The sequence below is a fragment of the Bacillus sp. PK6-16 genome, from assembly GCF_056530295.1.
The window spans coordinates 915,365-940,519 of sequence record NZ_CP096511.1 but is presented as its reverse complement, the minus strand read 5'-3'; the positions used below and the strand labels follow the sequence as shown (position 1 = coordinate 940,519).

General features: G+C 34.4%; 28 protein-coding genes, 1 pseudogene and 1 other annotated feature. Of the genes and pseudogenes, 5 read left to right on the top strand and 24 right to left on the bottom strand.

Going from position 1 to position 25,155, the window contains the following annotated elements; all coding sequences use genetic code 11:
• Positions 1-5: 5 nt before the first annotated feature.
• A pseudogene (locus M1D66_RS04850) lies at positions 6-356 on the bottom strand (hypothetical protein); the annotation flags it as partial.
• Entirely contained in the window at positions 322-492 is a 171-nt protein-coding gene (locus M1D66_RS04845; RefSeq protein ID WP_002026384.1) for a hypothetical protein, read from the bottom strand. The pseudogene M1D66_RS04850 and the gene M1D66_RS04845, both read right to left, overlap by 35 nt.
• Positions 493-672: 180 nt before the next feature.
• Here M1D66_RS04845 and M1D66_RS04840 point away from each other — a divergent pair, with 180 nt between their 5' ends.
• Both M1D66_RS04840 and M1D66_RS04835 read left to right on the top strand, forming a co-directional pair.
• Positions 673-1,176: a DinB family protein gene (locus tag M1D66_RS04840; RefSeq protein WP_000284950.1), complete on the top strand. Its 504-nt coding sequence runs from the start codon at positions 673-675 to the stop codon at positions 1,174-1,176.
• Positions 1,177-1,312: 136 nt separating this feature from the next.
• The gene (locus M1D66_RS04835; protein WP_144596931.1) at positions 1,313-1,645 is read left to right on the top strand and encodes a YfjL-like protein; all 333 of its coding nucleotides are present in this window, start codon (positions 1,313-1,315) and stop codon (positions 1,643-1,645) included.
• Between the two features lie 63 nt (positions 1,646-1,708).
• On the opposite strand, the gene M1D66_RS04830 is transcribed toward M1D66_RS04835, so the two are convergent.
• The 7 genes from M1D66_RS04830 to M1D66_RS04800 form a co-directional block, all read right to left on the bottom strand.
• A complete protein-coding gene (locus M1D66_RS04830; RefSeq protein WP_144596933.1) occupies positions 1,709-2,404 on the bottom strand; it encodes an ABC transporter permease in 696 nt (231 codons plus the stop codon).
• Positions 2,405-2,430: 26 nt separating this feature from the next.
• Positions 2,431-3,300 (bottom strand): DUF4097 family beta strand repeat-containing protein, encoded by an 870-nt coding sequence (locus M1D66_RS04825; RefSeq protein ID WP_144596936.1) that lies wholly within the window; start codon positions 3,298-3,300, stop codon positions 2,431-2,433.
• A gap of 37 nt (positions 3,301-3,337) precedes the next feature.
• The gene (locus tag M1D66_RS04820; protein ID WP_000475536.1) at positions 3,338-4,042 is read right to left on the bottom strand and encodes an ABC transporter permease; all 705 of its coding nucleotides are present in this window, start codon (positions 4,040-4,042) and stop codon (positions 3,338-3,340) included.
• Positions 4,043-4,076: 34 nt separating this feature from the next.
• On the bottom strand, positions 4,077-4,238 hold the full coding sequence (locus M1D66_RS04815; protein ID WP_000931815.1) for a hypothetical protein: 162 nt from the start codon (positions 4,236-4,238) through the stop codon (positions 4,077-4,079).
• The gene (locus tag M1D66_RS04810) at positions 4,231-5,154 is read right to left on the bottom strand and encodes an ABC transporter ATP-binding protein (protein ID WP_086386102.1); all 924 of its coding nucleotides are present in this window, start codon (positions 5,152-5,154) and stop codon (positions 4,231-4,233) included. The genes M1D66_RS04815 and M1D66_RS04810 overlap by 8 nt, the downstream gene beginning before the upstream one ends.
• 125 nt (positions 5,155-5,279) lie before the next feature.
• A complete protein-coding gene (locus tag M1D66_RS04805; RefSeq protein ID WP_086386101.1) occupies positions 5,280-6,215 on the bottom strand; it encodes a HAMP domain-containing histidine kinase in 936 nt (311 codons plus the stop codon).
• Between the two features lies 1 nt (position 6,216).
• The gene (locus M1D66_RS04800; protein ID WP_000018035.1) at positions 6,217-6,909 is read right to left on the bottom strand and encodes a response regulator transcription factor; all 693 of its coding nucleotides are present in this window, start codon (positions 6,907-6,909) and stop codon (positions 6,217-6,219) included.
• A gap of 168 nt (positions 6,910-7,077) precedes the next feature.
• Here M1D66_RS04800 and M1D66_RS04795 point away from each other — a divergent pair, with 168 nt between their 5' ends.
• The gene (locus tag M1D66_RS04795) at positions 7,078-7,251 is read left to right on the top strand and encodes a hypothetical protein (RefSeq protein ID WP_001293578.1); all 174 of its coding nucleotides are present in this window, start codon (positions 7,078-7,080) and stop codon (positions 7,249-7,251) included.
• On the top strand, positions 7,252-7,446 hold the full coding sequence (locus M1D66_RS04790) for a YwbE family protein (RefSeq protein WP_001014310.1): 195 nt from the start codon (positions 7,252-7,254) through the stop codon (positions 7,444-7,446).
• A gap of 38 nt (positions 7,447-7,484) precedes the next feature.
• Here the strand turns inward: M1D66_RS04790 and M1D66_RS04785 are convergent, their stop codons facing one another.
• Both M1D66_RS04785 and M1D66_RS04780 read right to left on the bottom strand, forming a co-directional pair.
• On the bottom strand, positions 7,485-8,684 hold the full coding sequence (locus tag M1D66_RS04785; protein WP_001255967.1) for a class I SAM-dependent rRNA methyltransferase: 1,200 nt from the start codon (positions 8,682-8,684) through the stop codon (positions 7,485-7,487).
• A 90-nt stretch (positions 8,685-8,774) separates the two neighbouring features.
• Positions 8,775-8,921, bottom strand: a complete 147-nt coding sequence (locus tag M1D66_RS04780) for a hypothetical protein (protein ID WP_479831919.1) — start codon at positions 8,919-8,921, stop codon at positions 8,775-8,777.
• 58 nt (positions 8,922-8,979) lie between these two features.
• On the opposite strand from M1D66_RS04780, the gene isdG reads away from it, so the two are divergent.
• Entirely contained in the window at positions 8,980-9,303 is a 324-nt protein-coding gene (isdG, locus tag M1D66_RS04775) for a heme oxygenase (RefSeq protein ID WP_000587818.1), read from the top strand.
• 72 nt (positions 9,304-9,375) lie between these two features.
• Here the strand turns inward: isdG and srtB are convergent, their stop codons facing one another.
• The 13 genes from srtB to zapA all read right to left on the bottom strand — a co-directional run bounded on the left by srtB (position 9,376) and on the right by zapA (position 25,084).
• Positions 9,376-10,140, bottom strand: coding sequence for a class B sortase (srtB, locus tag M1D66_RS04770; protein WP_001086120.1), 765 nt, complete (start codon positions 10,138-10,140; stop codon positions 9,376-9,378).
• Between the two features lie 32 nt (positions 10,141-10,172).
• Positions 10,173-10,943, bottom strand: coding sequence for an ABC transporter ATP-binding protein (locus M1D66_RS04765; protein WP_000403758.1), 771 nt, complete (start codon positions 10,941-10,943; stop codon positions 10,173-10,175).
• Complete coding sequence (locus M1D66_RS04760; protein WP_001036848.1) at positions 10,933-11,916, bottom strand: FecCD family ABC transporter permease; 984 nt, start codon at positions 11,914-11,916, stop codon at positions 10,933-10,935. The genes M1D66_RS04765 and M1D66_RS04760 overlap by 11 nt, the downstream gene beginning before the upstream one ends.
• Before the next feature lie 27 nt (positions 11,917-11,943).
• Positions 11,944-12,825, bottom strand: a complete 882-nt coding sequence (gene isdE / locus M1D66_RS04755; protein ID WP_002098036.1) for a heme ABC transporter substrate-binding protein IsdE — start codon at positions 12,823-12,825, stop codon at positions 11,944-11,946.
• 69 nt (positions 12,826-12,894) lie between these two features.
• Complete coding sequence (locus M1D66_RS04750; RefSeq protein WP_242555022.1) at positions 12,895-15,717, bottom strand: NEAT domain-containing protein; 2,823 nt, start codon at positions 15,715-15,717, stop codon at positions 12,895-12,897.
• A gap of 24 nt (positions 15,718-15,741) precedes the next feature.
• A complete protein-coding gene (locus tag M1D66_RS04745; protein ID WP_000476164.1) occupies positions 15,742-16,200 on the bottom strand; it encodes an NEAT domain-containing protein in 459 nt (152 codons plus the stop codon).
• 23 nt (positions 16,201-16,223) lie between these two features.
• Positions 16,224-16,937 (bottom strand): heme uptake protein IsdC, encoded by a 714-nt coding sequence (gene isdC, locus M1D66_RS04740; protein WP_000757955.1) that lies wholly within the window; start codon positions 16,935-16,937, stop codon positions 16,224-16,226.
• Positions 16,938-17,428: 491 nt separating this feature from the next.
• Positions 17,429-18,754 carry a branched-chain amino acid transport system II carrier protein BrnQ6 gene (brnQ6, locus tag M1D66_RS04735; protein ID WP_000842650.1) on the bottom strand — a complete coding sequence of 442 codons (1,326 nt, stop codon included), beginning with the start codon at positions 18,752-18,754 and terminating at the stop codon, positions 17,429-17,431.
• A gap of 115 nt (positions 18,755-18,869) precedes the next feature.
• Positions 18,870-19,125 (bottom strand) — a binding site (T-box leader).
• A gap of 109 nt (positions 19,126-19,234) precedes the next feature.
• Positions 19,235-19,924: a 23S rRNA pseudouridine(2604) synthase RluF gene (locus M1D66_RS04730; protein ID WP_000700738.1), complete on the bottom strand. Its 690-nt coding sequence runs from the start codon at positions 19,922-19,924 to the stop codon at positions 19,235-19,237.
• Between the two features lie 195 nt (positions 19,925-20,119).
• Positions 20,120-22,480, bottom strand: coding sequence for an endonuclease MutS2 (locus tag M1D66_RS04725; protein ID WP_000893715.1), 2,361 nt, complete (start codon positions 22,478-22,480; stop codon positions 20,120-20,122).
• Between the two features lie 19 nt (positions 22,481-22,499).
• Positions 22,500-24,218, bottom strand: coding sequence for a DNA polymerase/3'-5' exonuclease PolX (gene polX, locus M1D66_RS04720; RefSeq protein WP_000867543.1), 1,719 nt, complete (start codon positions 24,216-24,218; stop codon positions 22,500-22,502).
• A 55-nt stretch (positions 24,219-24,273) separates the two neighbouring features.
• Complete coding sequence (locus M1D66_RS04715) at positions 24,274-24,813, bottom strand: CvpA family protein (RefSeq protein ID WP_000565408.1); 540 nt, start codon at positions 24,811-24,813, stop codon at positions 24,274-24,276.
• A gap of 1 nt (position 24,814) precedes the next feature.
• The gene (gene zapA / locus M1D66_RS04710) at positions 24,815-25,084 is read right to left on the bottom strand and encodes a cell division protein ZapA (protein WP_000082701.1); all 270 of its coding nucleotides are present in this window, start codon (positions 25,082-25,084) and stop codon (positions 24,815-24,817) included.
• Between the last annotated feature and the right edge of the window lie 71 nt (positions 25,085-25,155).

The window sequence follows — 25,155 nt, the reverse complement described above, 5'->3', positions numbered from 1 at the left end:
TCCTATTATGGCATAAAATTAATATAGGCTTTGTACATAATATATATAACAAGTGAATACATGATTATATTGAGCACACTTCGTTTTAAAGTTAACTTTCTCTTTAATTTCTTATCTTGTAATCTCAATTCTATTCCATTCGCTATTTTCAACCTACCTACTATTTGAAATAACTCTCTGTAATCATCAGCATTTCCCAATAATACGTATTCTTTATCATTTTTATACTTTATATGCAGAAACTCACTTCCACCTTTACGGTCTAATATTGTTTTCATATAAGCTACTTCATTCCATACACATACTTTTAAATCAACTTCATTATAATAACGATCCATAAAAAACACATACAACCGTTAACACCTTACTCTGTGCCGTATCTAAAATACTATGAACTACCTTATAAATTAAATCTCCATATCGATCAATTGCTGTATGTAATGCTAACATATCTTGTTTTCGAAGACCTTCTACTATTTCTATATCCTTCACCCTTATCACCATTCTTTATTCATTATATATGCGAATGAGCACATTCGTTCCCTGACACTTTTACAAACATTTTCCAATTTTTTCATATTGTAGCAATGCTTAATTAATTATTTCTTGTGGAACAGGGATTATATTATCTCTCACGAATTTAATCTATGAACAAAAATAGGAGGGATAACTATGTACCAAACCATTGACGGCTTCTTGCAATCATGGACATACGAAGCAGAGTCTACTCAGAAAATGCTTGATTCATTAACCGATGCATCTTTATCACAAGAAATTGCACCTGAACATTGGACTTTAGGAAGAGTTGCTTGGCATATCGTGACGGCAATTCCTGTTATACTATCTGGCACAGGGCTAAAGTTTGAAGGAGAATCGAAAGATTATCCTGTTCCAACTTCTGCAAAAACAATTGCAGATGAATACCGTAAAGTAAACGCGGCTTTTGTTGAAACACTTCAAAGTAAATGGACTGATAAAGACTTAGCTACTATTAATGACTTCTTTGGTCGCCCTATGCCGAATTCTATATTTTTAATGACACTCATTAATCATCAAAATCACCACCGCGGACAAATGACGGTTTTAATGCGACAAGCTGGCTTAACAGTTCCTGGCGTATATGGCCCCGCAAAAGAAGAATGGGCTGCGGCTGGAATGGAAGCTCCTAAAATGTAACGACAAAAAAGACAAGATGTTTACATATCTTGTCTTTTTCTGTAACTTGTTTCATGTGAAACTATTTTTTCTTAATGGTTGTTTTATGGAAAAGATAGGTTAAAATGAATACATATTACGAAGAGGAGTAACCAAATTGAATACAAAAAATAAAAAAATAGCTATGGGAACTATTTTACTAACTTCTCTTATTGGAGTTATTAGTGTATCTCTTTATTTCACCTATTATGGTACCCCTTGGGGAAAACAAGTAGCAATTACGGAATCAAAAGAATATATTACAAAATACTTCGATTTAGATGCGGTAGTCAAAAATACTTCTTACAATGCTAAAATGAATAGCTATGCGATCTCCTTTAAAACAAGTACTGACGGAGAGTTTACTATCGAATATAAAAGTCCAAATAACTTTAACATTTCTCCAGGAGTACAAGATTATTTAAGTAAACACTCTAAATTTACAGAGTAGTAACGAAGCATATATATACAAAAAAGGAGTTAGTATAACACCAACTCCTTTTACGTATTCTTATCATACTGCTATATCTTCCTTCTCTATATTTTTAATGCCGTAATACGCAATCACAACTCCAATTGCTGCCAATGCTAGTTGAAGAGGAAGAAAAGTTGCTGTAGAAAACGATGGGTTGCTATTCATTGCAATTGAGACAACGATAAGAGATGAAACAATTGTAGTTGGCACGGAACGTTTACGCATTCCGAAATATAATGGGATTAAACTCATTCCCGCAGTTGCAATGGCTAAAGGAACTAGTTTTATTCCTTCTTGCATCAATTGATCTACTGTGAATGAATTAGGAAGAATTGAAAAATAACTATCTATCCCAAAGAAAATTCCTACTACTAAAATGTTAGATACAATAACTGTTATAAATGTTACTATCGCTGTAATAGCCAACTTACTAGCCATCATTTTCTTTCGGTTAATAGGATAAGAAAACATAAGTATTATTGTTTTATTTTTATATTCACCAATTATTAGCCTTGCGATTAATACACTACCAAAAATAATAAACGTTGCTCTTACTATTGCGCTAGCCATTAACAATATCGTCTCTGGATTCCTTATTTCTGCATCACCTTCTACTTGAGCGATGATGCTCACAAAGATCATTAATGCCAGTATAACAATATTTGCAATAATTGCTCTCTTCACGTACCAGCCAAGCTTAAACTTTTTCAATTCTAGCTTCATTAAATGTAGCATGATAGTGTCCTCCCTCCTCCTAAGACTTAATCAATATAAATGACCCCTGTCTTACTTAAAATCTCCACTTTGTTTTTTGCATCACCAATCGTTCCTACTTTTATTTTTTCTGTACTTTTATCTTTCTTAAGTCCTTTTAAATCTACTATTACGTCAGCCGAATTACTTTTAGCCATAAGCTTCAATGATGCCGGGACACCTTTATACCGTACGCCAATATCCCCTGATTTTGTTTCTATAAATAATGATTTTCCTTCTATCATATCTTTCAGCAATACTTCCCCAGATGTTGAAGTGATGTTCATATTTGAGTTACTTACATTTGCGATATAGTTATCACCAGTCGTAGACTTTATATTTAATTCTTGTACTGAACTATCTTTTACAACTAACTCTCCACTTTGCGATATGAATTCACCTTTCTCGGCTGATAGTCCTACAATCATTCCATCCCCAGATTTGCCTTTCGTCACGATACTTTTTACTACTATATCTCTTATTTTCACATCACCTGATTTATTATTTAATACAATTTTATCTATTTCTTTCTTCGGAATAGCTATACATATACTATTCTTCTTCCTAAACGTAAAACCATTAAAAAATTTGTTCGCCTCTTGTTTTTGCTTAACCATAATTTTATTTTCATCATTTTCTATTTTGACAGGATCTATCTCTTTATCCGCTTGTTCACCTTGAGCAGAAATTACTATTTTATTAGCGTCTGTACTTTTAAACTCAAGATTCCAATTTTCATTGTCTACTTCTATTGCTTTTATATTATTTATATCAAAAGACTTTTCTTTCTTAAAATCTTTCCCCTGAAATACCTTAATACCAAAAACTACACTAGCAATTGTAATGAATAATATTGCAATTACTATCATTTTTTTCACTATTCATACCCCAGTTCGTTTTTGTTTTAAGCTTGCTTCACGCCACATCTATCTTGTCAATTTTACGAAACGATAGATAGCTAATGAAAATTCCTAATAAACAGAGCACGATTGGGATAGCTATAAAATCAAACATACTTACTTGACCATTTCCAGGACCAACGTTACTGTTCATCATCATCCCAATTATTACTGCAGAAGTAATCGTTGTCGGTGTTGATTTCTTTCTCATTCCAAAAAATAAAGGAATTAAACTAATACCAGATATCATAAATGCACTTATAATAGTAGCTGGAACGATAGCTATTATTTCCCCCATCGTAACAGGCGTTTCAAGTAGTCCCATTATTGGATTCATACAGAATATGAGCAAACTAATAATGAAAGTAGCGATAATCGTGCTCACAAAACAAAAACAAAAAACAATTGTTAATTTCGCACTCATTAGCATTTTCCTTTGCAGTGGATACATAAATAGTAGCTGTATTGTTTTGTTCTTGTATTCATCAATCACTAAACGTGATAAAATAACCGATGCAAAAATAATAAATGTAATTCTAATAAGAATATTTGCTAAAGACATGTATTCCATATAGCTAGAGAACATCAAATCATCCTCTACCTTAGATCCCCACGCCATAAGGCTTACTGCAGCGAAAATTGCTATAATACAAATTGCTACCCCTTTAAAGTAACTAGATAATTTATGTTTCTTCCATTCGAGCTTCATTAATTTAAACATATAAATTACGCCTCCATTCTTTATATACCTGTCTCTACGCTGCTAACATTCTAATTCCAGCAGTAACGAAGCTTAACATTCCTATCACTAGTACACTGAACAACCATTTCCGCCCTGGTTTTCTATAATATAAAATTCCACTTATTAGCATTACGATAAATCCACTTACCAGGTTCAGCCACAGTCCATTAAGCATGAATACCTTCTCCATCCATTACATTTAAGAAATATTCTTCTAAGGAACTATGTTTCTTATTAATACTTTCAATTTCCACATCGTTCATAATAAGTGCTTTTGAAATGGCCTGCTGAGACGCTAACGTATCATAAACCCGAATCATGTTTCCACTCATTATTTTGTAGTTTTTTATACCAAGTTTATCTTCTAAAATATAAGTTGCACGTTTCACATCAGGAACAGTGATTTCAATATACTCTGTTTGTTTTCCGTTAATACTCTTCATTGAAACTTCTTTTATTAGTTTTCCATTTTGAATCACACCAATTGTATCCGCCATTAGTTCCATCTCACCTAAAATATGACTAGAAACTAATAATGTAATACCGTATTCTTTGGAGAGCATTTTAAATAAGTCTCGTAACTCTTTAATACCAATTGGATCTAAACCGTTAATGGGTTCATCTAAAATGAGCAATTCTGGCTTTGTCACGATTGCTCTTGCAATACCGAGTCGTTGTTTCATTCCTAATGAAAAATCTTTTACTTTTTTATTATCTATCCCTTGCAGTTTCACTAAATGTAATGCATGGTCAATTTCATTTTTATCGTAATAACCCATATATTCACAATGTAGGTCTAAGTTTTCTTTCGCCGTTAATTTATCATAAAAGATTGGGTATTCAATAATTGTCCCCATTCTTTTTAATACTTCATAAGATGTATCTGTTAATTTCTCACCGAAGATTTCAATATCACCACTCGTTGGTTTTATTAAATTTGTAATCATTTTCATAATCGTTGTTTTACCAGCACCATTCGGTCCTAAGAAACCGTATATCTCTCCTTTTTTCACATGCATGTTAACACCGGAAATAACTTCTTTCCCTTTAAACACTTTCGTTAACTGATTCGTTTTTAATATATATGTCATGTTACTTTCCCCTTTCGCAATACTCTATATTTCTATAATAGACAACGGAAATCTCTTTTTTCTTACCCGTTTCTTACAAATTCCTTACGCTGAAAAAAAGCTTGTAGAATCTACTGCTCTACAAGCTAAAACTGTATCTTTGTTAATACAATTGTAAAAATTGTTTTTTCATACGGTTTACTAGAAAGGTTAATTTTTCCGTCCATCGCTTCCACAAGCCGTTTCGTAATCGTTAACCCTAAACCGCTTCCTTGGTACAACCTATTTCTTGAATCTTCAAGTGTGTACATACGCTCAAATACTTTATCAATATGAGATTCATCAATCCCTTTTCCTTTATCCCATACGTCTATATATACACTCGTTTCATCATCTCTTAACGTCATACCAAGTGCCTTTCCATCGTCTCCATATGTAATCGCATTTGATATTAAATTATTCAATACCCTACCTAATACTTCTACATTTCCAAGTGCGTATATATTTCTTTCTGGTATATCAATATGAACCTGAAAACCTTTCGTCGTCACTAAATCATAAAAAGATAAAATCTTCTCGCGGCAAACTTCATTCATATTTACTTTTGTCATTTCAATTGCTTTGTCACCAGATTCTAATTTTGCCAAGTCAAAAAACTTATGAATTAACTCCATCACTTCTAGTGTTTTCGTATGCACTTTTTCAAGTAATATTTGTTGTTCTTCTTTATTTATCGTTTTATCCTTATTTAACATTTCTGTATATCCAAGAATAACTGTTAGTGGTGTTTTCAAGTCATGCGAAATATTTGAAAGCATTTTTCTCATCGAAATTTCTACTTTTGCATGATCTGCATTCGTTTTCTGTTTTGCATCTAATAATTGATTAATTGCCACTAATAATTTTTGCAATTCTAGATCATCTGTCATAACGAGTAACTTCTCGCCTGTTTTGTCATTTACAATACTTTCTAACTTTTCATATGTGTATCGTAAATTTTTACTACTATTTTTTCTCATTCTATATTGCATATAAATAACACATAACAATATAAAAATAATACCTATTAACAAATTGACCATATTACATCACTTCCAACTTATAGCCGATGCCCCATAACGTTTTAATATATTCTGGATTAGATGGATCACTTTCGATTTTCTCACGCAATCTTCTCATATGAACATTAATAACGTTATCGTCACCGTAATACTCTTCATTCCAAACTAATGTATATATTTGCGCTTTCGTAAATACACGATTTTGGTTCTTTACGAATAGCTTTAAAATCTCAAATTCTTTTAAAGTAAGTTTGAGAGACTTCCCGTTTTTTTCAACTGTAAAATTAATTGGATCAATTGTTAAATCACCAATTTGAATCATCTTTTCTGTTGTTTCTGTAGCCGAATATTTCGTAGACCTCCGAATACCCGCTTTTACACGTGCAGCTAATTCAATCATAGAAAACGGCTTACAAATGTAATCATCTGCTCCAAGTCCTAATCCAACAGCTTTATCAACATCTGTATCTTTTGCCGACATCATTAAAATCGGAACAGCACTTTTTTCTCGAATGATTCGTACAACCTCTAAGCCATCTAGCTTTGGCATCATAATGTCAAGGATAATCAAATCAAATGAACCTTTTAAATATGTGTTCACACCTTCTTCTCCATCAGACGCAATTGTTACTTGAAAACCCTCTTTTATTAAATACTTTTCCACCATCTCTTGAATTGAGATATCATCTTCAACTAATAAAATATGATGTGACATATGTCTATCCCCTTTTTACAAACGTTAACAATCCAATTGTATCGTAACTACTACAGACTGGAAACAATTATATGAATTTTCAAACCAACTTCCCTTCCTTCCTTAACAATGATATGATGAAATTCACTACGATTGTTCATAATTAACTTTATATAAAGGAGACTTATCATGTCAGAAAACAAAAAAGTAAGCTTAGCTGATTTAATGCGCGAACAACTTGCTAAGAAAAAGCAAGGAAATGGAAATGGTCAAAATGCAAAAAATCAAAGCCAAGAAACGAAAAAATTACAAAACCAACAAACAAAGAAAACAAACAACCAACGTAGACGTACAGGTGTGTAAATGAACGGACAAAAACGTTCTAATATCGCGCCCGGTCTTGAAGTTGATATTGTATTAAAACAAGATCAACGAACAGGCAAATTAACACGTGGAATTGTAAAAGATATTTTAACAAACTCCCCTTCCCATCCGCATGGCATTAAAGTGCGATTGCAGGACGGACAAGTCGGTAGAGTACAAAATATCGTTCAATAAGAAAAGGAGCTCAAGTAAACTCGAGCTCCTTTTCTTTATTAACCTTTAATTTTCTCGATGAAAACTACTTTTAAGTAGTCTCCTTCTTTAAATTGATCAATGGTACGGAAATCTTCTGGTAAAGAATGTTCTTCTAATATTTTATATTTGCCATTCATTTCTTTAAAGGCTGTATCGATAAAGCCTTTAAACTTTTTCATATCGAATGCGCTACAATTTGTAGAGGCAACGATAATACCGTTATTTTCTGTAATAGCAATTGTTTCTTTTAATAAATTTTTATAATCTTTCACTGCACTAAATGTATATTTTTTTGATCGGGCGAAGCTTGGAGGATCAAGTACGACCATATCAAATTTCATCTTTTTCTTAGCTGCATATTTGAAGTAAAGAAATACATCTTCTACAATAATATCTTGTGCTTCATAATCAACTTCATTTACACTAAACTGCTCAATCGTTTTACTTAAACTACGATTTGCAAGGTCAACACTCGTCGTTTTACTCGCTCCGCCAAGCGCTGCAAATACAGAGAAAGCACCTGTATAAGAGAACATATTTAACACTGTTCTTCCTTTTGCATATTTATCACGAATTTGTTTTCGAACGTTACGTTGATCTAAAAATACCCCAACCATTGCCCCATCATTTAAATAAACCGCAAAGTTTACACCGTTCTCTTTTACGATAAGTGGGAACTCGCCGCGCTCTCCTGCTACGAAATCATCACCCTCAATATATTTCCCTTTCGTATCAAAACGCTTTTTCTCATAAATACCTTTAAAGTTTGCTACTTTTTGAAGAGCGGCTATAATCTCATCTCTGAAAGTATAAATCCCTTCACTATACCAACTTACTACGTAGTAGCCATCATAATAATCGATAATTAGTCCTCCAAGACCATCACCTTCACCATTCACCACACGGAATGCTGTCGTATCACTTGATTTGTAAAATTGCTTTCGTTTATGTAAGGCAGATTTGATTTTACTTTCAAAGAAAGATTGATTAATTTGTTCACTCTCTTTTCTCGTTAAAATCCAGCCATATCCTTTATTTTGTTTTCCATAATAGCCTTTTCCGATAAATTGGTTCTTCTCATCTACTACTTTGATGATTGTTCCTTCTTCCTGAACATCATTTAAATTTTGAATCGCATCTTTTAAAATAAGCGGATATCCACTTTTAATTTCTTTTATAAATTTCGGTTTTATTTTTACTGTTACTTCTGATCGCATATAATAACTTCCTTTCCATTTGCATGCTTTCTCTACAGGAAGCATTTGAAAAACGAGACTGAAAAAACAGCCTCGTTTCACTATACCATATTATTGCTTTGCTAGTACAACTAGCTCATTCTCGCACTTAACTGCCACATATTTACTACGTTTTAAAATGAAAATCTCAATGTCCAAAATAATAGAAAAAAACTTATATAGTTCACATTTATCATTGACAATGATAATGATTTTCATTATCATTTAATGTATATGAGTTCTTGAAAATATAGCTACATTTATAGGAGGAATAAACATGATTATTGTTACAAATACAGCTAAAATTACAAAGGGAAATGGACATAAATTAATTGAGCGTTTTAATAAAGTAGGTAAAGTTGAAACGATGCCAGGCTTTTTAGGTCTAGAAGTTCTTTTAACGCAAAATACAGTTGATTATGATGAAGTAACAATTAGCACTCGCTGGAATGCAAAAGAAGATTTCCAAGGTTGGACAAAGAGCGCTGCATTTAAAGATGCTCACTCACATCAAGGCGGAATGCCAGAATATATTCTTGATAATAAAATTGCTTACTATGATGTAAAAGTTGTACGTATGCCAATGGCCGCAGCACAGTAAAAACAGTCCTTTTTTAAAGTATAGAATATGAGAAGCGTTATCTATCACTTCTCATATTCTATACTTTTTTCTTTAATTTCTTTTTACTAATTTTGCGTGTACAACTAGCCTCCCAGCCTCTGGATCAAGCGCATAATCACAAGTAGAAAGTGTTACGATTTCATCATTAGCCGTCAATTCCGTATCCGTTTTGTACAGTGATTTTTCTTGAATTTCCTTTAAGAACGATGTATATGCTGCATCATTTTCAAAATCCGTTTCAATGTAATAAAAGTCCGTTGTTGTCGTGTATACTGAAAAAACTTCAACGTCGTATCCTTCAAATAATGTATCGTAATATAATTTACGATGAGACATAAAAAAGTCTTCATCCAACATCTTTTTTAAACTACCAAACATAGAACCGTCTTTCATACGATGGCCATATAAAATCGTATTTCGATTTTGAGATTTCACATCATTACGATGGTCCATAAAAATGCTTCCCGCTCTCATATCTTCACCTTTATAATTACGAAATAAATAGTAATCATTATCTTTTGCTTGAACGATTGGATAATTAATTTGTGTATCATCCATCGTAATCCATCCGACTATCTCTGGATTAATTTTCTGGAGATCCTGAAACTGTTTACGTACCTCTCCATCTTCTGATTTTTCTTCCATTGGACTTCTTTTATAAATATGTTGTGCCTCAGCCATTACTTTACGATTTTCATAATAATCCATGAAAATCCCGCCCAACTCATAAATTGAATAGAAAAAGATTCCTAAAAACACAATTGTAAGTATGCGTTGAAAAAAAGAATTCTTTTTCCGTCCTTTCTTACTATTCAAATTATCACCTCAAAACGGATTATGCTCAGCCTTTAGATTCCCATAGGTACCATGTACAATCCGGTATCTTCATCCTGCTTTACAATGACATCTACACCATATATTGCTTTAACCATTTCTTCTGTTATTACATCATTAGGAATACCTTTCGTAATGATTTCTCCATCTTTCATAACGATAATATGGTCGCTATAACGAATGGCTTGATTAATATCATGTAATACCATTACAATCGTTAGTCCATGCACTTCATTTAACTCTTTCACTAACTCTAATATTTCTAACTGATAGTAAATATCTAAATATGTGGTCGGTTCATCTAAGAAGAGCATTGGTGTATTTTGAGCTAATGTCATCGCGATCCAAACTCGCTGCCTCTCTCCACCAGATAAAGCATAAATTGGCTTATCACGCTTACTTTGTAAATTCGTACATACTAGTGCACGCTCAATCGCTTCTCTATCTTCATCTGTTTGCGGAGAGAATATATTTTTATATGGCATACGCCCGAAGCTTATTAGCTTTTCCACTGTAATATCTGCTGGAGCCTCATTTTGTTGATGGACAACCGCTAGCTTTCTAGCAAACTCTTTCGGTTTATATTCACCAATCGCTTTCCCATCAAGTATTACTTCTCCACTGCTAGGAGCGTGGTTTCTAGACATGACACTAAGTAATGTTGATTTCCCACATCCATTCGGTCCAATGATTGTTGTAATTTTCCCAATTTCTATTTCACTACTAACAGACTTTAAACGATTTGTTACGTTATCGTATGAAAAGGTTACATTTTTAATTTCCATGAACTTTATCACTCTTTCTAAGCAAAAATATTAAGAATGGACCACCAATAACCGCCATAATTGTTGCTGCTGGAATTTCGTTAGGTGGCACAATTAACCTTCCAATTGTATCTGCCGTCAAAATTAATAACGCCCCTGCAAGAGCAGAAAATGGAATTAATACTTTATGGTCTGAACCGACTAATTGTCTTGAAATATGCGGAACTAGTAATCCTACAAAAGCAATAACACCTGCAATCGCTGTTGATACTGCCGCTAAGAGTACTGCAATGGCAGAAATAATAAGACGAACTCTCGTCACGTGCAAGCCTAAGTTTTTCGCAGTCTTATCTTGTAGCGATAATAAGTTACACCAAGCTCCTACGAACAGAGCAAGAATAAGACCAATCGTTCCATAAGTCACCATTATTTCTACATCGCCCCACGTCTTCATTGTTATGTTAGAAGTCGTCGTTTGCTTAATACTCTTAATAAAATACCCACAAATCGTAACGAATGATTCATTTAATCCAGTAAACATTGCATTAATGGCAATACCAATTAAAATAATGCGAAGCGGGCTTAATCCTGATTTCCATGAAAACGAATAAACGAGATAACATGCAAGCGCACCACCTAAAAAGGCGAATACGGGTGTCCAGAAAAAGAATTGCGGGAACAACGTAATAATAACGAGTGTCATAAAACTTGCTCCTGAAGATATACCGATTACCCCAGCATCGGCGAGTGGATTTTTCATAACAGCTTGAAAAAGCACACCTGAAACAGCGAGAGCCGCTCCAGTGAACAACGCAATAATAATACGCGGGAAACGTAAATCTTTAATGACTTCAACATCTTCATTTCCACCTGTAAATATCCCTTGTACAAGTTCAACAATACCTACTTCTAAACTCCCTTTCATCGCTGACAATGATGTCATAACAATAAGCAATGCAGTAACAATGAGGAAACTCCAAGTTTTTTTATTCATTCTACTCTTCCTTTATATTAAAATGCATCACGGATACATCATTTTTTTCAATTCATCTAACGCTTCAATTGCTGCTAAATTGCCTGTCGTTCCAAATAAACGCTCTTCTAAATCGTAAACACGGTTATTTTTAACCGCAGCAAAGTGTTTCCAAATATCATTTGTTTTAAATTCTTTATCAAACATTTTTACAACTTCATCAGGCATACCATGAGCTGCTCGTAAAATAATATCTGGATCAGCTTTCTTTAAATACTCTGTATTAGAAGCTAAATATTCTACTTGTTCACCTTGCACAATATTTTTACCACCTAGTTGTTTCACTAAATCTCCAATATAAGAATGCTCTGTTGCTACTAAATAACTTCCCGGCACACCTAATAAAATAAGCACTGTCGGTTCTTTCTTTCCTTTTACTTCTTTTTGAATGCTAGCAACCTTTTTATCTAATTTAGTTACTACTGCTTCGGCCTGTTTTTCACGCCCATATTTCTTACCTAAATCGCTAATAGAACTTTGCATATTTTTCAAACTCGTTAAATCTAAAAAGTTTGCTTTCATACCCACACCATCAAAAACCGGCTTTAATTCATATTCAAGTGTTGTCACAGATAACACTTCTGAAGGCTTTAATGACTTTACCTTTTCCATATCTGGACTCATTGGATTCCCAACTTCAGGTAAACCTTTATATCGCTTCGGTAAAGTTTTAGAGCTTGTTGGAACGCCAACTAAATCTACTTCTAACGCATCCATAATTTCAGTAACAGCCACTGTTGTTGCAACAACGCGCTCTTTACTTTCACTCTTTACCTGCTTTGCTGATTCTTTTTTTGGTGATGAGCACCCGGCTATACTCATTAACAAAATAATAGCCATTAGTACACTTGCAATTTTCTTCACTCTCAATCACCACTCCTTTCCATACAATATGAAACAAGTCTTGATACACGCGAATATGCATCAAGACTCCAAAAATTACAATCTACCTGCTCTATATTTACGAACTAGTAAAGCAAGTGAACCTAGCAGTAACACCATGTATAAACCAAGTTGTGCTGTATCTGCAGTTTTTGAATTTTTCTCTTTTTTTGAATCATTTTTTGTATCTTCTTTTTTCTTCTGACCATCTGCATTTCGGTTAAAATCAGGAGTACCTACTGTTTTTACATTATCTACTTTCGGTGTAGTCACTGGATTTTTCGGTTCCTCTTTAAGAGTTCCTAACGCGCCGATATTATTTGTATCAAATTGAATTTGTACATCGTAGAAATGATGGTAGTTCATCTCATCGATGTCTACCTTTACTTTTGCGTTTAATTTTTTAAATAGATCTTCTACTTCAAACTGTACTACTCGCGTATTTGCATTTTTATCTTCGCTTACTACTTTCGCATCAGCGAATAGTTCCTTGTTTTCCGTTTGGAATTTCGTAATCCACGCACTATTTTTCAGCACCATCTCAATATATTTTTTACCATCTTTTACGATTAATTTCGCTGGATTTACAACATAGTCATGCATCTTTGAAATCTCATCTGTTTTATCTTTTAATACTTTAAATGTAATATCATATTGGCCATCTACTAAATTTTTCGGATCAACTATTACTCTCGGTTTATTATTTTCACCTTGGTTATTGTTTCCACCTTGGTTGTCGTTTCCACCTTGGTTGTTGTTTCCGCCTTGGTTGTCGTTTCCGCCTTGGTTGTTGTTTCCGCCTTGGTTGTTGTTTCCGCCTTGGTTGTTGTTTCCGCCTTGGTTGTTGTTTCCGCCTTGGGTCCCTAAAGCTTTAATACTGTCTTGATCAAATACAAATTGAACATCATAGACATGGTGATAATTCATTGAATCAATATCTACTTTTACTTTTGCATTTAATTTTTTAGACAAATCGTTTACTTCTACTTCTACTACTCTTGTATTTTGTTCTTTATTTTCACTTAACACTTTTGCATTAACGAAAGAACCATTTTTCTCAAATTCAAATTTCGTAATCCATGTACTATTTGTTAATGTAAACGATACGTATTTCTTACCATCTTTTACTTTTAATACACCTGGGCTTTTTGTGTATGTGTTCATCATTGAGATTTCATCTGTTTGATCTTTTAACACTTTAAAGCCAATGCTGTATTCACCATCTTTAAGAGCTTTTGGATCAATTGTTGTGTTATTATCTTGGTTGTTGTTTTCACCTTGGTTGTTGTTTCCACCTTGGTTGTTGTTTTCACCTTGGTTGTTGTTTCCACCTTGGTTGTTGTTTCCACCTTGGTTGTTGTTTCCACCTTGGTTGTTGTTTCCACCTTGGTTGTTGTTTTCACCTTGGTTGTTGTTTCCACCTTGGTTGTTGTTTCCACCTTGGTTGTTATTTTCACCTTGGTTATCTAACGACTTAATGCTACCTTTATCAAATGCAAATTGAATATCGTAAAAATGGTGATAATTCATTGAATCGATATCTACTTTTACTTTTGCATTTAACTTTTTCGATAAATCTGGTACTTCTACTTCCACTACGCGTGTATCAGTTTTTTTATCTTCACTTATTACATTTGCATCAACAAACGAACTATTTTTCTCAAATTCAAATTTTGTAATCCAAGAACTGTTCGTTAACGTAAATGATACATACTTCTTACCATCTTTTACTTTTAGCACACCTGGACTTTTTGTATATGTGTTCATCATTGAAATTTCGTCTGTTTGATCTTTTAATGCCTTAAAATTGATGCTGTATTCACCATCTTTAATTGTTTCAGCATCTGGTTTTTTATTTTCATCTGGTTTTTCTACTTCTGGTTTTTCTGCTTCCGGTTTTTCTACTTCTGGTTGTTTCTCTTCATTTTTAATTTGTTCAAGTTTATCTTGTTCAAATAAAAGTTGTACATCATGCATTTGCTTATAATTTCTTGATGCCATTTCGATAAATACTTTTGTATTTAGTTTTTTAGATAAATCGTTTACTTCAAACTCTACTACTCTTGTATCTTTTTCCTTATCCTCACTCACTACTTTTGCATCAACAAATGCGCCATCTTTTTCCGTTTGGAAATTTTTAATTAATGAGCTACTTTTTAGTGTTACAATTGCTTTTTTCTTACCGTCTTCTACTTTTAATACTCCTGGATTTACCATGTAACTATTCATCTTAGATTCTTCATCTGTTTGATCTTTTAACACTTTAAATGGAATGCTGTACGCACCATCTGTAATTGTGTTAGAATTTGGTTGTTGATCTGGGTCAGGCTTTTGGTCGGGCTTCTGACCTGGATCGGTAGTTTCATTTGGATCTGGCTTATTAGCTGGGTCCTCTTTTTCATTTGGTTTTTCTACATGAATTGGTGTAATGCTATTTTGATCAAATGCAATACGAACGTCGTACTCATGATGATAATTTAAAAAATCAATATCTACTTTTACTTTTGCATTTAATACCTTTTCTACATCTTCTACATCAAATTCTACTACTCTTGTATCTTTTTCTTTATCTTCACTAATTACATTTGTCGCAACTAGCTTACCTGCTTTTTCTGTTTCAAATTTCGTAATCCATGAACTATTTGTTAATGTAAAGGATACTTTCTTTTTCCCATCCTTCACTTTTAAAGTTCCCGGACTTACTGAATATTGATTCATCATCGATTCTTCATCTGATGTATCTTTTAAAACTTTGAAGCCAATTGAATATTCACCGTCAGCCAACTTGGTAGCTGCTTGAACTGCAAGTGGTTGTAATGTTGATACGAATGTAAATATCATTAAAAACATAGCAACAATAATTTTTGTATACCTGTTCAATGGAACGACTCTCCCTTTTGAAAATTATTTAATACTGTTCCCATCAAATACAAAGCGAATATCATACGAAGCATTATAATTAATAATTGGAATATTAATTTTCACCTTGCCATTTAGTTTTTTTGACAAGTCAGCAACTTCAAATTCTACAACTCTAGTATTATCTTTTTTGTTTTCACTTAACACGGTTGTTTCTACAAATTGACCATCTTTTTCTACTTGGAAACTTTTAATAGAAGCACTATCTTTCACTTTAAATGAAACATATTGTTTTCCATTTTTAACTGTTAATGTTGCTGGGCTTTCAAAATAACTATTCATTCTAGACGATTCATCTTTATCGCCTTTCCATACAGTAAAAGCAATATTATATTTTCCATCAGCTAGTTTTGTAGCAGCCTTTGCATCTTGTAAACCTAGTGTTGCGATAAACGTAAATAAAACAGCAAATACGGCAATAATCATTTTAAATTGTTTAAACATATATTCATCACCCTTCAAAAGATTTATTTACTCAACTTCACTTTACGAATTAAGAAAGCACCTGAAATAAGAATTAACGCTGCAAACAATCCAATACGTGCTTCATCGCCTGTTTTTGGATTATCTGTTTTTTCAGCTTTTCCATTTTCATTTTTTGTTTCTTTGTTCGCTTCTTTAGCTGTTTCCTTACTCTCTACTGTTGTTTTCTCTTCTTTTACTTGTGTATCTGTTTTCACTTGATCATTATTTTTTGTTGTAGCAGCTACGCCGTTATCGCCACCTACAGCTTTTACATTTGCATCAAAAGCAAAACGAATTGTGTAGTGGTGGTCATAGTTTGCACTTGGTACAACAACATGAATTTTTACAGCTGCCGGTTTGGATAAATCATCTACTTTAAACTCTACTGTTCTTTTATCTGCCGATTCATCTTTACTAACAACTTTCGCATCAACAAAATTTCCGTTCTCTGGTGCTTTAAATTCTGTAATCCAAGCACTATGATTCATCGGAACTTGTACTCTCATCTCACCGTTTTTCACTATTAATTTTGCCGGCTTTTCAAAATAGTCATTTGCCATTGAAGCTGAATCATTTTCCGCTTTTTGAATTACGTAATTAATATCGTAAGTACCATCAGCTAGTTTTGCTGAAGCATTCCCGTATGGCATTACAAGAAAAGCTAGCATACATACGAACGTTATAATAAAAGCGGGTAATACAGAAACCTTTTTCATTTTTCTTGTTTCCTCCTTGGTTATCTTTCATTTCACTTTTTCTGAAAATGATAATTATTCTCAATTCATAAGAAAAAAATAATCTCTTCTACCTATTATTTAATTAGCATTATTTTATGTAACATAAGCGTTATTGATTATCATTCTCATTGGATATTAAAAATAATATCTCACCCTATTCCTTATACGAAGGCATAGAAACTGAGAAAAAATTATAAAACGTATTTATTGATTATCATTCTCAATGTAAGTCAAAAAAAATAAACTTTCTCTTCTCCTCTTCTTTCACCTCTTCCCATAACAACACTATAGTTATAGAAACCCCGTTTCCCTCACTTCCCTTCCAATATTTCCACAACTAAGTCAATCTTAGCCTACTCATAAATTTTTTGTCAACTATATTACGTATAAAATTTTTAATATCTAAATTTCTCTATATGCGGCTTTTTTTACAAAAAAAGAGACTTTCTATTATAGAAAGCCTCTTTTCTCTATTTTTCTACAGCAATTTCCTGCTTTTGAAACTTAGAAACTATATAACCAAATCCTATACCGATTATGCCTGGAACTAACCAACCAATTCCTACACTATATAATGGAATCTTATCTAAAATAGGTGCTAGCGCTGCAATTTGAAGGTTTGCATTGTGTAACCCATCAAAGAAACTTATTGCAAATGCTCCTACAATCCCGCCCACATACATCGCTAATGGAAGACGAACGTAGTTTTCAACAAGTGATAATACGATAAGTACGATTCCAATTGGATAAATTGCGATTAAGATTGGTAATGCTAATGCATTTAACTGAGTTAACCCAAGGTTTGCTACCATAAATGCTAATACACAGAAAATGAAAACGACTTTTTGATAAGAAAGCTTTGGTAATAAAGAAGAGAAGTAATCACCACAAGCTGCAACAATACCTACAGAAGTTGTTAAACATGCTGCTGTAATTGCGATCCCTAGTAATAAAGTTCCGTAGCTACCAAATAAATGATTCACGACATTTGTTAAAATAATTCCTCCGTTTGCGCCCATTCCAAGTGACACACTAGAAGCTCCAAGATAAGCAAGTGCTAAATAGACAAGTAGTAGACCAAGCGCTGCAATAAATCCTGCAAAGATTGTTACTTTTGCAATACTGTTTTTATTTGTAATGCCTTTTTCTTTTAACGCATGAATTACAACATTTCCGAATACCAGTGCTGCAAGTCCATCTAAAGTTAAATATCCATCAATAAATCCTTTGAAGAGAGGAGCACTATACGCTTCTGTCGGTGCACCAAATTCTCCAATTGGTGTAATAAGTGCTTTACCTACGATAATTGCAATAACAGCTAATAATATTGGAGTTAGCACTTTACCAATACGACCCACTAATTTCGAAGGATTTAAAGCTAAATAGAAAGTGACTGCAAAGAAAATAAGTGTAAAGATAACAAGTGGATATGACTGACCAGCTATCTCACTTGGTAAAAACGGTGCAACACTCATCTCATAAGCTACTGTTCCTGTACGCGGCACACTTACGAATACGCCTAAACATAAATAAATTGCAGTGATAAAAACAAGTGCGAATATAGGATGTACACGTCCTGCTAGCTCATTAATATCTCCCTTTAAAGCTATAACAATTACTCCTAATAAAGGTAGTCCAACGCCTGTTACGATAAAACCAAACAACGCGATCCATACGTCCGTTCCAGCACCTTGCCCTAACGCTGGTGGAAAAATCATATTACCTGCACCAAAAAACAGTGCAAATAACATTAAACTTATTGCAAACATCTCTGAAAACTTTAAAGATGATTTCATTTCTACTAACCTCCTAAAATAATAAATTAACAAAATATTCTGAACTAAAATCCGTCACATATCCTCTTTCAAGCATACTTCCCCGTAAAAGAACGCAAAAAACACCCGTCCCTAACAAAGGGACGAGTGTTGAAATCGTGGTTCCACCCTTATTCTAATAAAATGAATTTATAACGAAATAAGCTCATTTTATAGCTCGTGTAAATTGATAACGGTTTTATCCGCCAAGAATTACAATGCATCATGTATGCAGTTCACTCTTGAAGTTTAGAGGTGGTAAGCTTGTCTTTTCGTATTAGGAAGCTCACAGCCTAAGGCTTCCCTCTCTGAGAATCGTAAAATACAACTCATGTCCTCATCATTACTTTTATAAAATATCTTGTCGAAACTTGTTGTTTTTTATTATATGGGCTATTTTTTAAAAAATCAATAGTTTTATTTTTTCTGACAAAAAAAATATAGGGAGAAAATTTCCCCTCCCTATAACTGCCCTATTAAAATTTCTAACTCTTCAGCTGTAACGCTCCGCCACTTTCCAACTTCAAGCTCATTTAGCTCTATATTCATAATGCGTACTCGCTTTAGCTTTATTACAGTAAATCCGAAAGCACGACTCATTCTACGAATTTGCCTGTTCATTCCTTGCGTTAAAACGATACGAAATGTTGATTGATCGACTCTTGTCACTTTGCACGGCTTCGTCATTCCATCTTTAATCTTTACACCGCGGGACATCTCATCAATAAACCAGTCCGTAAAAGGTTTATCGACTGTGACAACATATTCTTTCTCGTGCTCATGATCACCGTGTAAAATTTGATTCGCAATGCCGCCGTCATTCGTTAATAAGATAAGTCCTTCCGATGCTTTATCTAATCGCCCAACTGGAAAGATTCGCTCTGGGTAATTGATATAATCAATAATATTATCTTCAATATGATCGGCTGCTGTACAAGTAATTCCGACTGGTTTATGGAATGCGATATACACCTTTTCTTTCTCTTCTTTCGCAATAACCTGTCCATCAATCGTTACAACATCACCATCGCTCACAAGTGCACCGTGCGTACATATTTCGCCATTAATAGCCACGCGTCCAGCTTTAATAAGGCGGTCTGTTTCACGTCTTGAGCATGATTTTGCTTCGCTTATGTATTGGTTGATTTTCATGTTCTATTCCTTTTCACATATATTAAAAGCGTCAATCTATGGCAATATCATTCTGCCACGATTGACGCTTTTTCACTTCGCAAAAACAACTAAATAAATAACCCCAATCACCAAAAATATTCCACAACAAGCTAACAATACTTTTGCAAGTTTGTCCATAAACATATAATGGTTTCCCCTTTGTTTCGTTGTTTTCTATTTTAATTCGACAACTGTTACGCCTAGGCCTCCCTCGCCCATGTCACCGTAACGGAAGGTTTTTACACCGCGATGCTTCTTCAAGTAATCTTGTACACCTTGGCGAAGTGCTCCTGTCCCTTTACCGTGAATGATTGATACGCGAGGATAGCTTGCAAGCTGGGCATCGTCTAAGTATTTCTCAACGCGCGCCATTGCATTTTCAAATCGTTCACCACGAAGGTCAAGTTCTAATGAAACATGATAGTCTCTACCTTTTACCGTTGCAACTGCTTTTTTCTCTGTTTGCTTCGGTGTGTTAATGTATTCCATATTAGATTCTTTCACTTTCATCTTCAGAATACCGATTTGTACGCTCCACTCTGTATCGCTTACTTTTTCAAGTAGTTGACCTTTTTGACCGAACGTTAATACTTTCACTTCATCACCTGCACGTAACTGTTGTTTCGGTGCAGTATTTTTCACATTTACTTTTTGTTTCTTAACAAGCTCTGGCGCTGCGCCTTCTAGACGACTCTTCGCTTCAATTAGCTCGTGGTCTTTCACATTTGCAAGCTGTGCTTTACGCAATTGACGAAGTTCTTGAATAATGCCTTCTGCTTCTTTCTTTGCAGCTTCGACTTTTTCTTCTCCTTCTTTTTGCGCTTTTAATAATCGTTCATCACGATCTTCGTTAAATTCAATGATTTGACGTTGTAATTCACGATGCAGTTTTTCAGATTGTTTGCGAAGCGCTTCTGCTTCGTTCCAGTCACGCTCTGCGTTCTTCTGGCTTTCTTCTAACTTCGCAATCATATTTTCAATTTTATTCGTATCTGTACTAATGTGATTGCGTGCTTGCTCAATAACGCGATCAGATAATCCAAGACGTTTCGAAATTTCAAAGGCATTACTACGGCCTGGTACACCGATTAATAATTTATAAGTTGGACTTAATGTATTTACATCAAACTCAACACTCGCATTAATAACTTGCTCACGGTTATATCCGTATGCTTTTAATTCTGGATAATGCGTCGTTGCAACAACGCGAGCACCGCGATTACATACTTCATCTAAAATTGAAATGGCAAGTGCAGCCCCTTCCTGTGGGTCTGTTCCAGCACCTAATTCATCGAATAAAACTAAGCTTTCAAAATCAGCTTTTTCTAAAATATCAACGATGTTCACCATATGTGAGGAGAACGTACTTAAACTCTGTTCAATCGATTGCTCATCACCGATATCAGCAAAGATATTTTTGAATACACAAATCTCTGACTCATCCATTACTGGAATGTGAAGGCCAGATTGCGCCATTAACACACAAATACCAACTGTTTTCAGCGTAACTGTTTTACCACCTGTATTCGGTCCTGTAATAACAATTGTCGTGAAATCTTTACCTAACATAATGTTATTTGGCACGATTATTTCTGGATCGATAAGCGGATGGCGTGCTTGTCTTAAGTCCATGTAACGCTCGTTATTTACAATCGGCTTTGTCGCTTTAATTCGCTTCGCATAAAAAGCTTTCGCAAAGATGAAATCAAGATTTGCAACTACTTCTACGTTTGATAAAACGATATCCGCTTCTACTGCCACTTCTTCTGTTAACATTAATAAGATGCGTTCGATTTCTTGTTTTTCTTTCACACGTGCTTCTTGCAGTGCATTATTTAATTCTACAATGACTTGTGGCTCAATAAATAACGTTTGTCCAGAAGCCGATTGATCGTGAACAATACCACCATATACGCCGCGATATTCTTGTTTTACTGGGATTACGTAACGTTCGTTACGAATCGTTACAATCGAATCAGACAGCATCTTTTGCGCGTTTGAAGAGCGCGTCATATTTTCTAACTTTTCACGAATACGACTTTCCGCAGTACGAATTTGAGTACGAATACCACGCAGTTTATCACTTGCGCTATCGACTACTTCACCGCCGTCACCGATGCAATTTGTAATTTTCTTTTCTAAATCATATAAAGATACAATTTGAGCGACGTGAGTTTCTAAAATCGGAAGCTCGACACCGTTATCAGCCATATCTTCAATGAAGCGTTTCATATTACGACTACCATACATCGTATTTGCAATATCAAGTAATTCATTTGGACTTAACATACTCCCAATTTTTGCACGCTTCACATTTGAGCGAATATCCGTAATACCACCTAATGGTGCACTACCTTTTAAACGAATAACTTTCGCTGCTTCATCCGTTGTATCTTGCATTTCTACAATTTCTTCAAAATCAGTGCTCGGCACTAAATGCTTCACTTTGTCACGACCAAGTGAAGATGCTGTATGTTCAAGTAATTGTTCTTTTACTTTATTGTATTCTAATACACGCAACGTTCTTTCTAACATGTTGCAGGTCCCCCTTGTATTACTTATTACGTTTAATATAGTCTAATAAACGTTCAATATCCCACGTGTTAATCACGTTATCTTTTTGAATCCAACCTTTACGTGCTGCTGCTACACCTGTTTCCATATCTTCTAACATTTCAAGCGTATGAGCATCCGTATTAATCGCTACTTTCACACCAGCATCTTGTGCTTGTTTTAATAATTTCGCGCTTAAATCTAGACGGTTCGGATTCGCATTTAATTCTAAAACTGTATTTGTCTCTTTTGCTAGTTCAATTAATAAATCTGTATCTACATCATAACCCTCACGACGCCCGAGAAGACGTCCTGTAGGATGGGCAATCATTGTGACATGTTTATTCTCAAGTGCAGTACGTAGACGCTTCATAATCGTTTCACGGTCTTGTGAGAAGCTAGAGTGAATCGCTCCAATGACATAATCTAATTCTGCTAATACTTCATCATCAAAATCAAGCGAGGCATCTGGTAAAATGTCCATTTCAATTCCGCGTAAAATTGTAATGTCTGGATACTTTTCATTCATACGTTCAATTTCTTTCGCTTGCTCACGAAGACGCTCTTTCGTTAAACCGTTCGCCACTTTCAAATATTGCGAGTGATCAGTAATCGCCATAAACTTATATCCACGAGCACGGCACGCTTGTACCATTTCTTCAATAGAAAAAGCACCGTCACTCCAAGTTGTATGCATATGTAAATCACCTTGTATATCGGAAAACTGAATTAAGTTCGGATACTCTTTAATTAATTCAATTTCTTTTCCATCTTCACGCACTTCTGGCGGAATAAATGGCAAACCGAAATGAGCAAAGAAGTCTTCTTCCGTCTCAAATGTTTTCACTTCACCTGTTTCCAAGTTCTCTACACCGTACTCACTAATTTTCTGGCCTTTATCTTTTGCGATTTGACGCATTTTTACATTATGGTCTTTTGATCCTGTGAAATGGTGAAGAGTTGTAATAAACTCTTCTGGTTTTACTAAACGGAAATCAATTGAAATATCATATTCATATTGAAGACGGACAGAAACTTTCGTATCTCCACTTGCTATTACTTCAATCATATTATCAAATTGTAGTAAATGCTCACGTACCGCTGCTGGTTCTGTCGTTGCAATGATAAAATCTAAATCTTTCACTGTTTCACGAACACGGCGCAAACTACCAGCGCGAGAGAAACGAATTACTTCAGCAATATTCGACAATTTCTCCTCTATTTCCCCGGCAATAGGCAATACCATCGCAATTGGTAAACGTTCTGGACGAGAGCCTACTTGATCGATTGCTTCTAATATTTTCTCTTCTGTCTTCTTACCGAAACCTGCTAAAGCTTGTACTTTATTTTCCTCACAAACAGCTTTTAGCGATTCCATATCAACAACACCAAGCTCTTTATATAACTTAGCTACCTTCTTACCACCAAGTCCTGGTAGTTTTAATAACGGCAATAAGCTACTTGGTACTTCTTTTTCAAGTTCTTGTAATACTTCAGATGTTCCCGATTCTATATATTCTTGAATAACGGCTGCTGTTCCTTTTCCGATGCCTGGAATCTTTGTGAAATCTTCAATTTCAGAAAGACTACGATCATCACTTTCTAACGCTGCTGCCGCTTTACGAAATGCAGATATTTTAAATGGATTCGCGCCCTTTAATTCCATAAAAAGCCCGATTGTCTCTAATAATTTGATCACTTGTTTTTTATTTACTTTCATCATTGTCCCGCCTTTCTTTCATAGAAAAAAACTTCTCTTTCCGAAAAAAGAGAAGTTATACTCTGCTACCTGTCTGCCATAGTTCCTTCACCTTTTCAGAGAGAATCGGTGTATCGTCTACAATTATTTTGCTAATTGATGATTGTTGTAATGGTGTTTGTAATTGTTCAATCGGAAGAATGTTCCCAATGATAATTAAGACAAACAAAATAATATATACTTCTAAAAATCCGAGGATTGCCCCCGCAAACGCATTTACTTGCTTTAAAACCGGTATTTCTGCAAACATATTTAACAAATTACCAAGTAATGAAAGTGCAATTTTAGTGATAATAAACAATATGATAAACGCAAGCGCTTGATAAAATACTGTCTCAATATTATTTGCATCAATCCATTCTGGAACAGATACGTTTTTATCAAATGGATACGGAATAAATTTCGCAAGTGCTGGCGCTAAATCTTTACAGTACCAGTATGCAACAAGGTATGCGATAATAAAGCTTGTTAACTTTACAAGTTGCAGAATAAACCCTCTGCGTAAGCCGAGGAAAAATCCCATAACAAGCAGTAAAATGATAATAATATCAATCATGTTATTCCATTCCTTTTTTTGTCATACTTTCTTTCAATTTCTCATGTTCTTCTTTTAATTTTATGTAATCGTGTATGACGTTTACCGCCGTCAATACCGCTAGTCTACTCGTGTCAAGCGAAGGATTCTTGGCATTGAGTTCGCGCATTTTATCATCCACAATCGCTGCTACCATGCGGATATGACTTGTACTTTCATCGCCAACAACTGAATATTGCTGACCATAGATTTCTACATTAATTCGACTTTTCTTTCCCTTTTGTTGTGACAACTCACCGGCCTCCAATCACGTACAGAATCCTAAAGTTTATCATACCATGAACCTTCATAATATGGAAACAG

Excerpts from the sequence above, each read along its gene's own strand:
- M1D66_RS04745 (WP_000476164.1), bottom strand. The coding sequence starts at position 16,200 with ATGTTTAAACAATTTAAAATGATTATTGCCGTATTTGCTGTTTTATTT.
- M1D66_RS04805 (WP_086386101.1), bottom strand. The coding sequence starts at position 6,215 with ATGGTCAATTTGTTAATAGGTATTATTTTTATATTGTTATGTGTTATT.
- isdC (WP_000757955.1), bottom strand. The coding sequence starts at position 16,937 with ATGAAAAAGGTTTCTGTATTACCCGCTTTTATTATAACGTTCGTATGT.
- isdG (WP_000587818.1), top strand. The coding sequence starts at position 8,980 with ATGATTATTGTTACAAATACAGCTAAAATTACAAAGGGAAATGGACAT.
- M1D66_RS04840 (WP_000284950.1), top strand. The coding sequence starts at position 673 with ATGTACCAAACCATTGACGGCTTCTTGCAATCATGGACATACGAAGCA.
- M1D66_RS04760 (WP_001036848.1), bottom strand. The coding sequence starts at position 11,916 with ATGAATAAAAAAACTTGGAGTTTCCTCATTGTTACTGCATTGCTTATT.
- brnQ6 (WP_000842650.1), bottom strand. The coding sequence starts at position 18,754 with ATGAAATCATCTTTAAAGTTTTCAGAGATGTTTGCAATAAGTTTAATG.
- M1D66_RS04785 (WP_001255967.1), bottom strand. The coding sequence starts at position 8,684 with ATGCGATCAGAAGTAACAGTAAAAATAAAACCGAAATTTATAAAAGAA.
- M1D66_RS04725 (WP_000893715.1), bottom strand. The coding sequence starts at position 22,480 with ATGTTAGAAAGAACGTTGCGTGTATTAGAATACAATAAAGTAAAAGAA.
- M1D66_RS04820 (WP_000475536.1), bottom strand. The coding sequence starts at position 4,042 with ATGTTTAAATTAATGAAGCTCGAATGGAAGAAACATAAATTATCTAGT.
- M1D66_RS04795 (WP_001293578.1), top strand. The coding sequence starts at position 7,078 with ATGTCAGAAAACAAAAAAGTAAGCTTAGCTGATTTAATGCGCGAACAA.
- M1D66_RS04800 (WP_000018035.1), bottom strand. The coding sequence starts at position 6,909 with ATGTCACATCATATTTTATTAGTTGAAGATGATATCTCAATTCAAGAG.
- M1D66_RS04715 (WP_000565408.1), bottom strand. The coding sequence starts at position 24,813 with ATGATTGATATTATTATCATTTTACTGCTTGTTATGGGATTTTTCCTC.
- M1D66_RS04765 (WP_000403758.1), bottom strand. The coding sequence starts at position 10,943 with ATGGAAATTAAAAATGTAACCTTTTCATACGATAACGTAACAAATCGT.
- M1D66_RS04730 (WP_000700738.1), bottom strand. The coding sequence starts at position 19,924 with ATGAAAATCAACCAATACATAAGCGAAGCAAAATCATGCTCAAGACGT.
- M1D66_RS04810 (WP_086386102.1), bottom strand. The coding sequence starts at position 5,154 with ATGACATATATATTAAAAACGAATCAGTTAACGAAAGTGTTTAAAGGG.
- M1D66_RS04790 (WP_001014310.1), top strand. The coding sequence starts at position 7,252 with ATGAACGGACAAAAACGTTCTAATATCGCGCCCGGTCTTGAAGTTGAT.
- M1D66_RS04815 (WP_000931815.1), bottom strand. The coding sequence starts at position 4,238 with ATGCTTAATGGACTGTGGCTGAACCTGGTAAGTGGATTTATCGTAATG.
- M1D66_RS04830 (WP_144596933.1), bottom strand. The coding sequence starts at position 2,404 with ATGCTACATTTAATGAAGCTAGAATTGAAAAAGTTTAAGCTTGGCTGG.
- polX (WP_000867543.1), bottom strand. The coding sequence starts at position 24,218 with ATGAAAGTAAATAAAAAACAAGTGATCAAATTATTAGAGACAATCGGG.
- M1D66_RS04780 (WP_479831919.1), bottom strand. The coding sequence starts at position 8,921 with ATGAAAATCATTATCATTGTCAATGATAAATGTGAACTATATAAGTTT.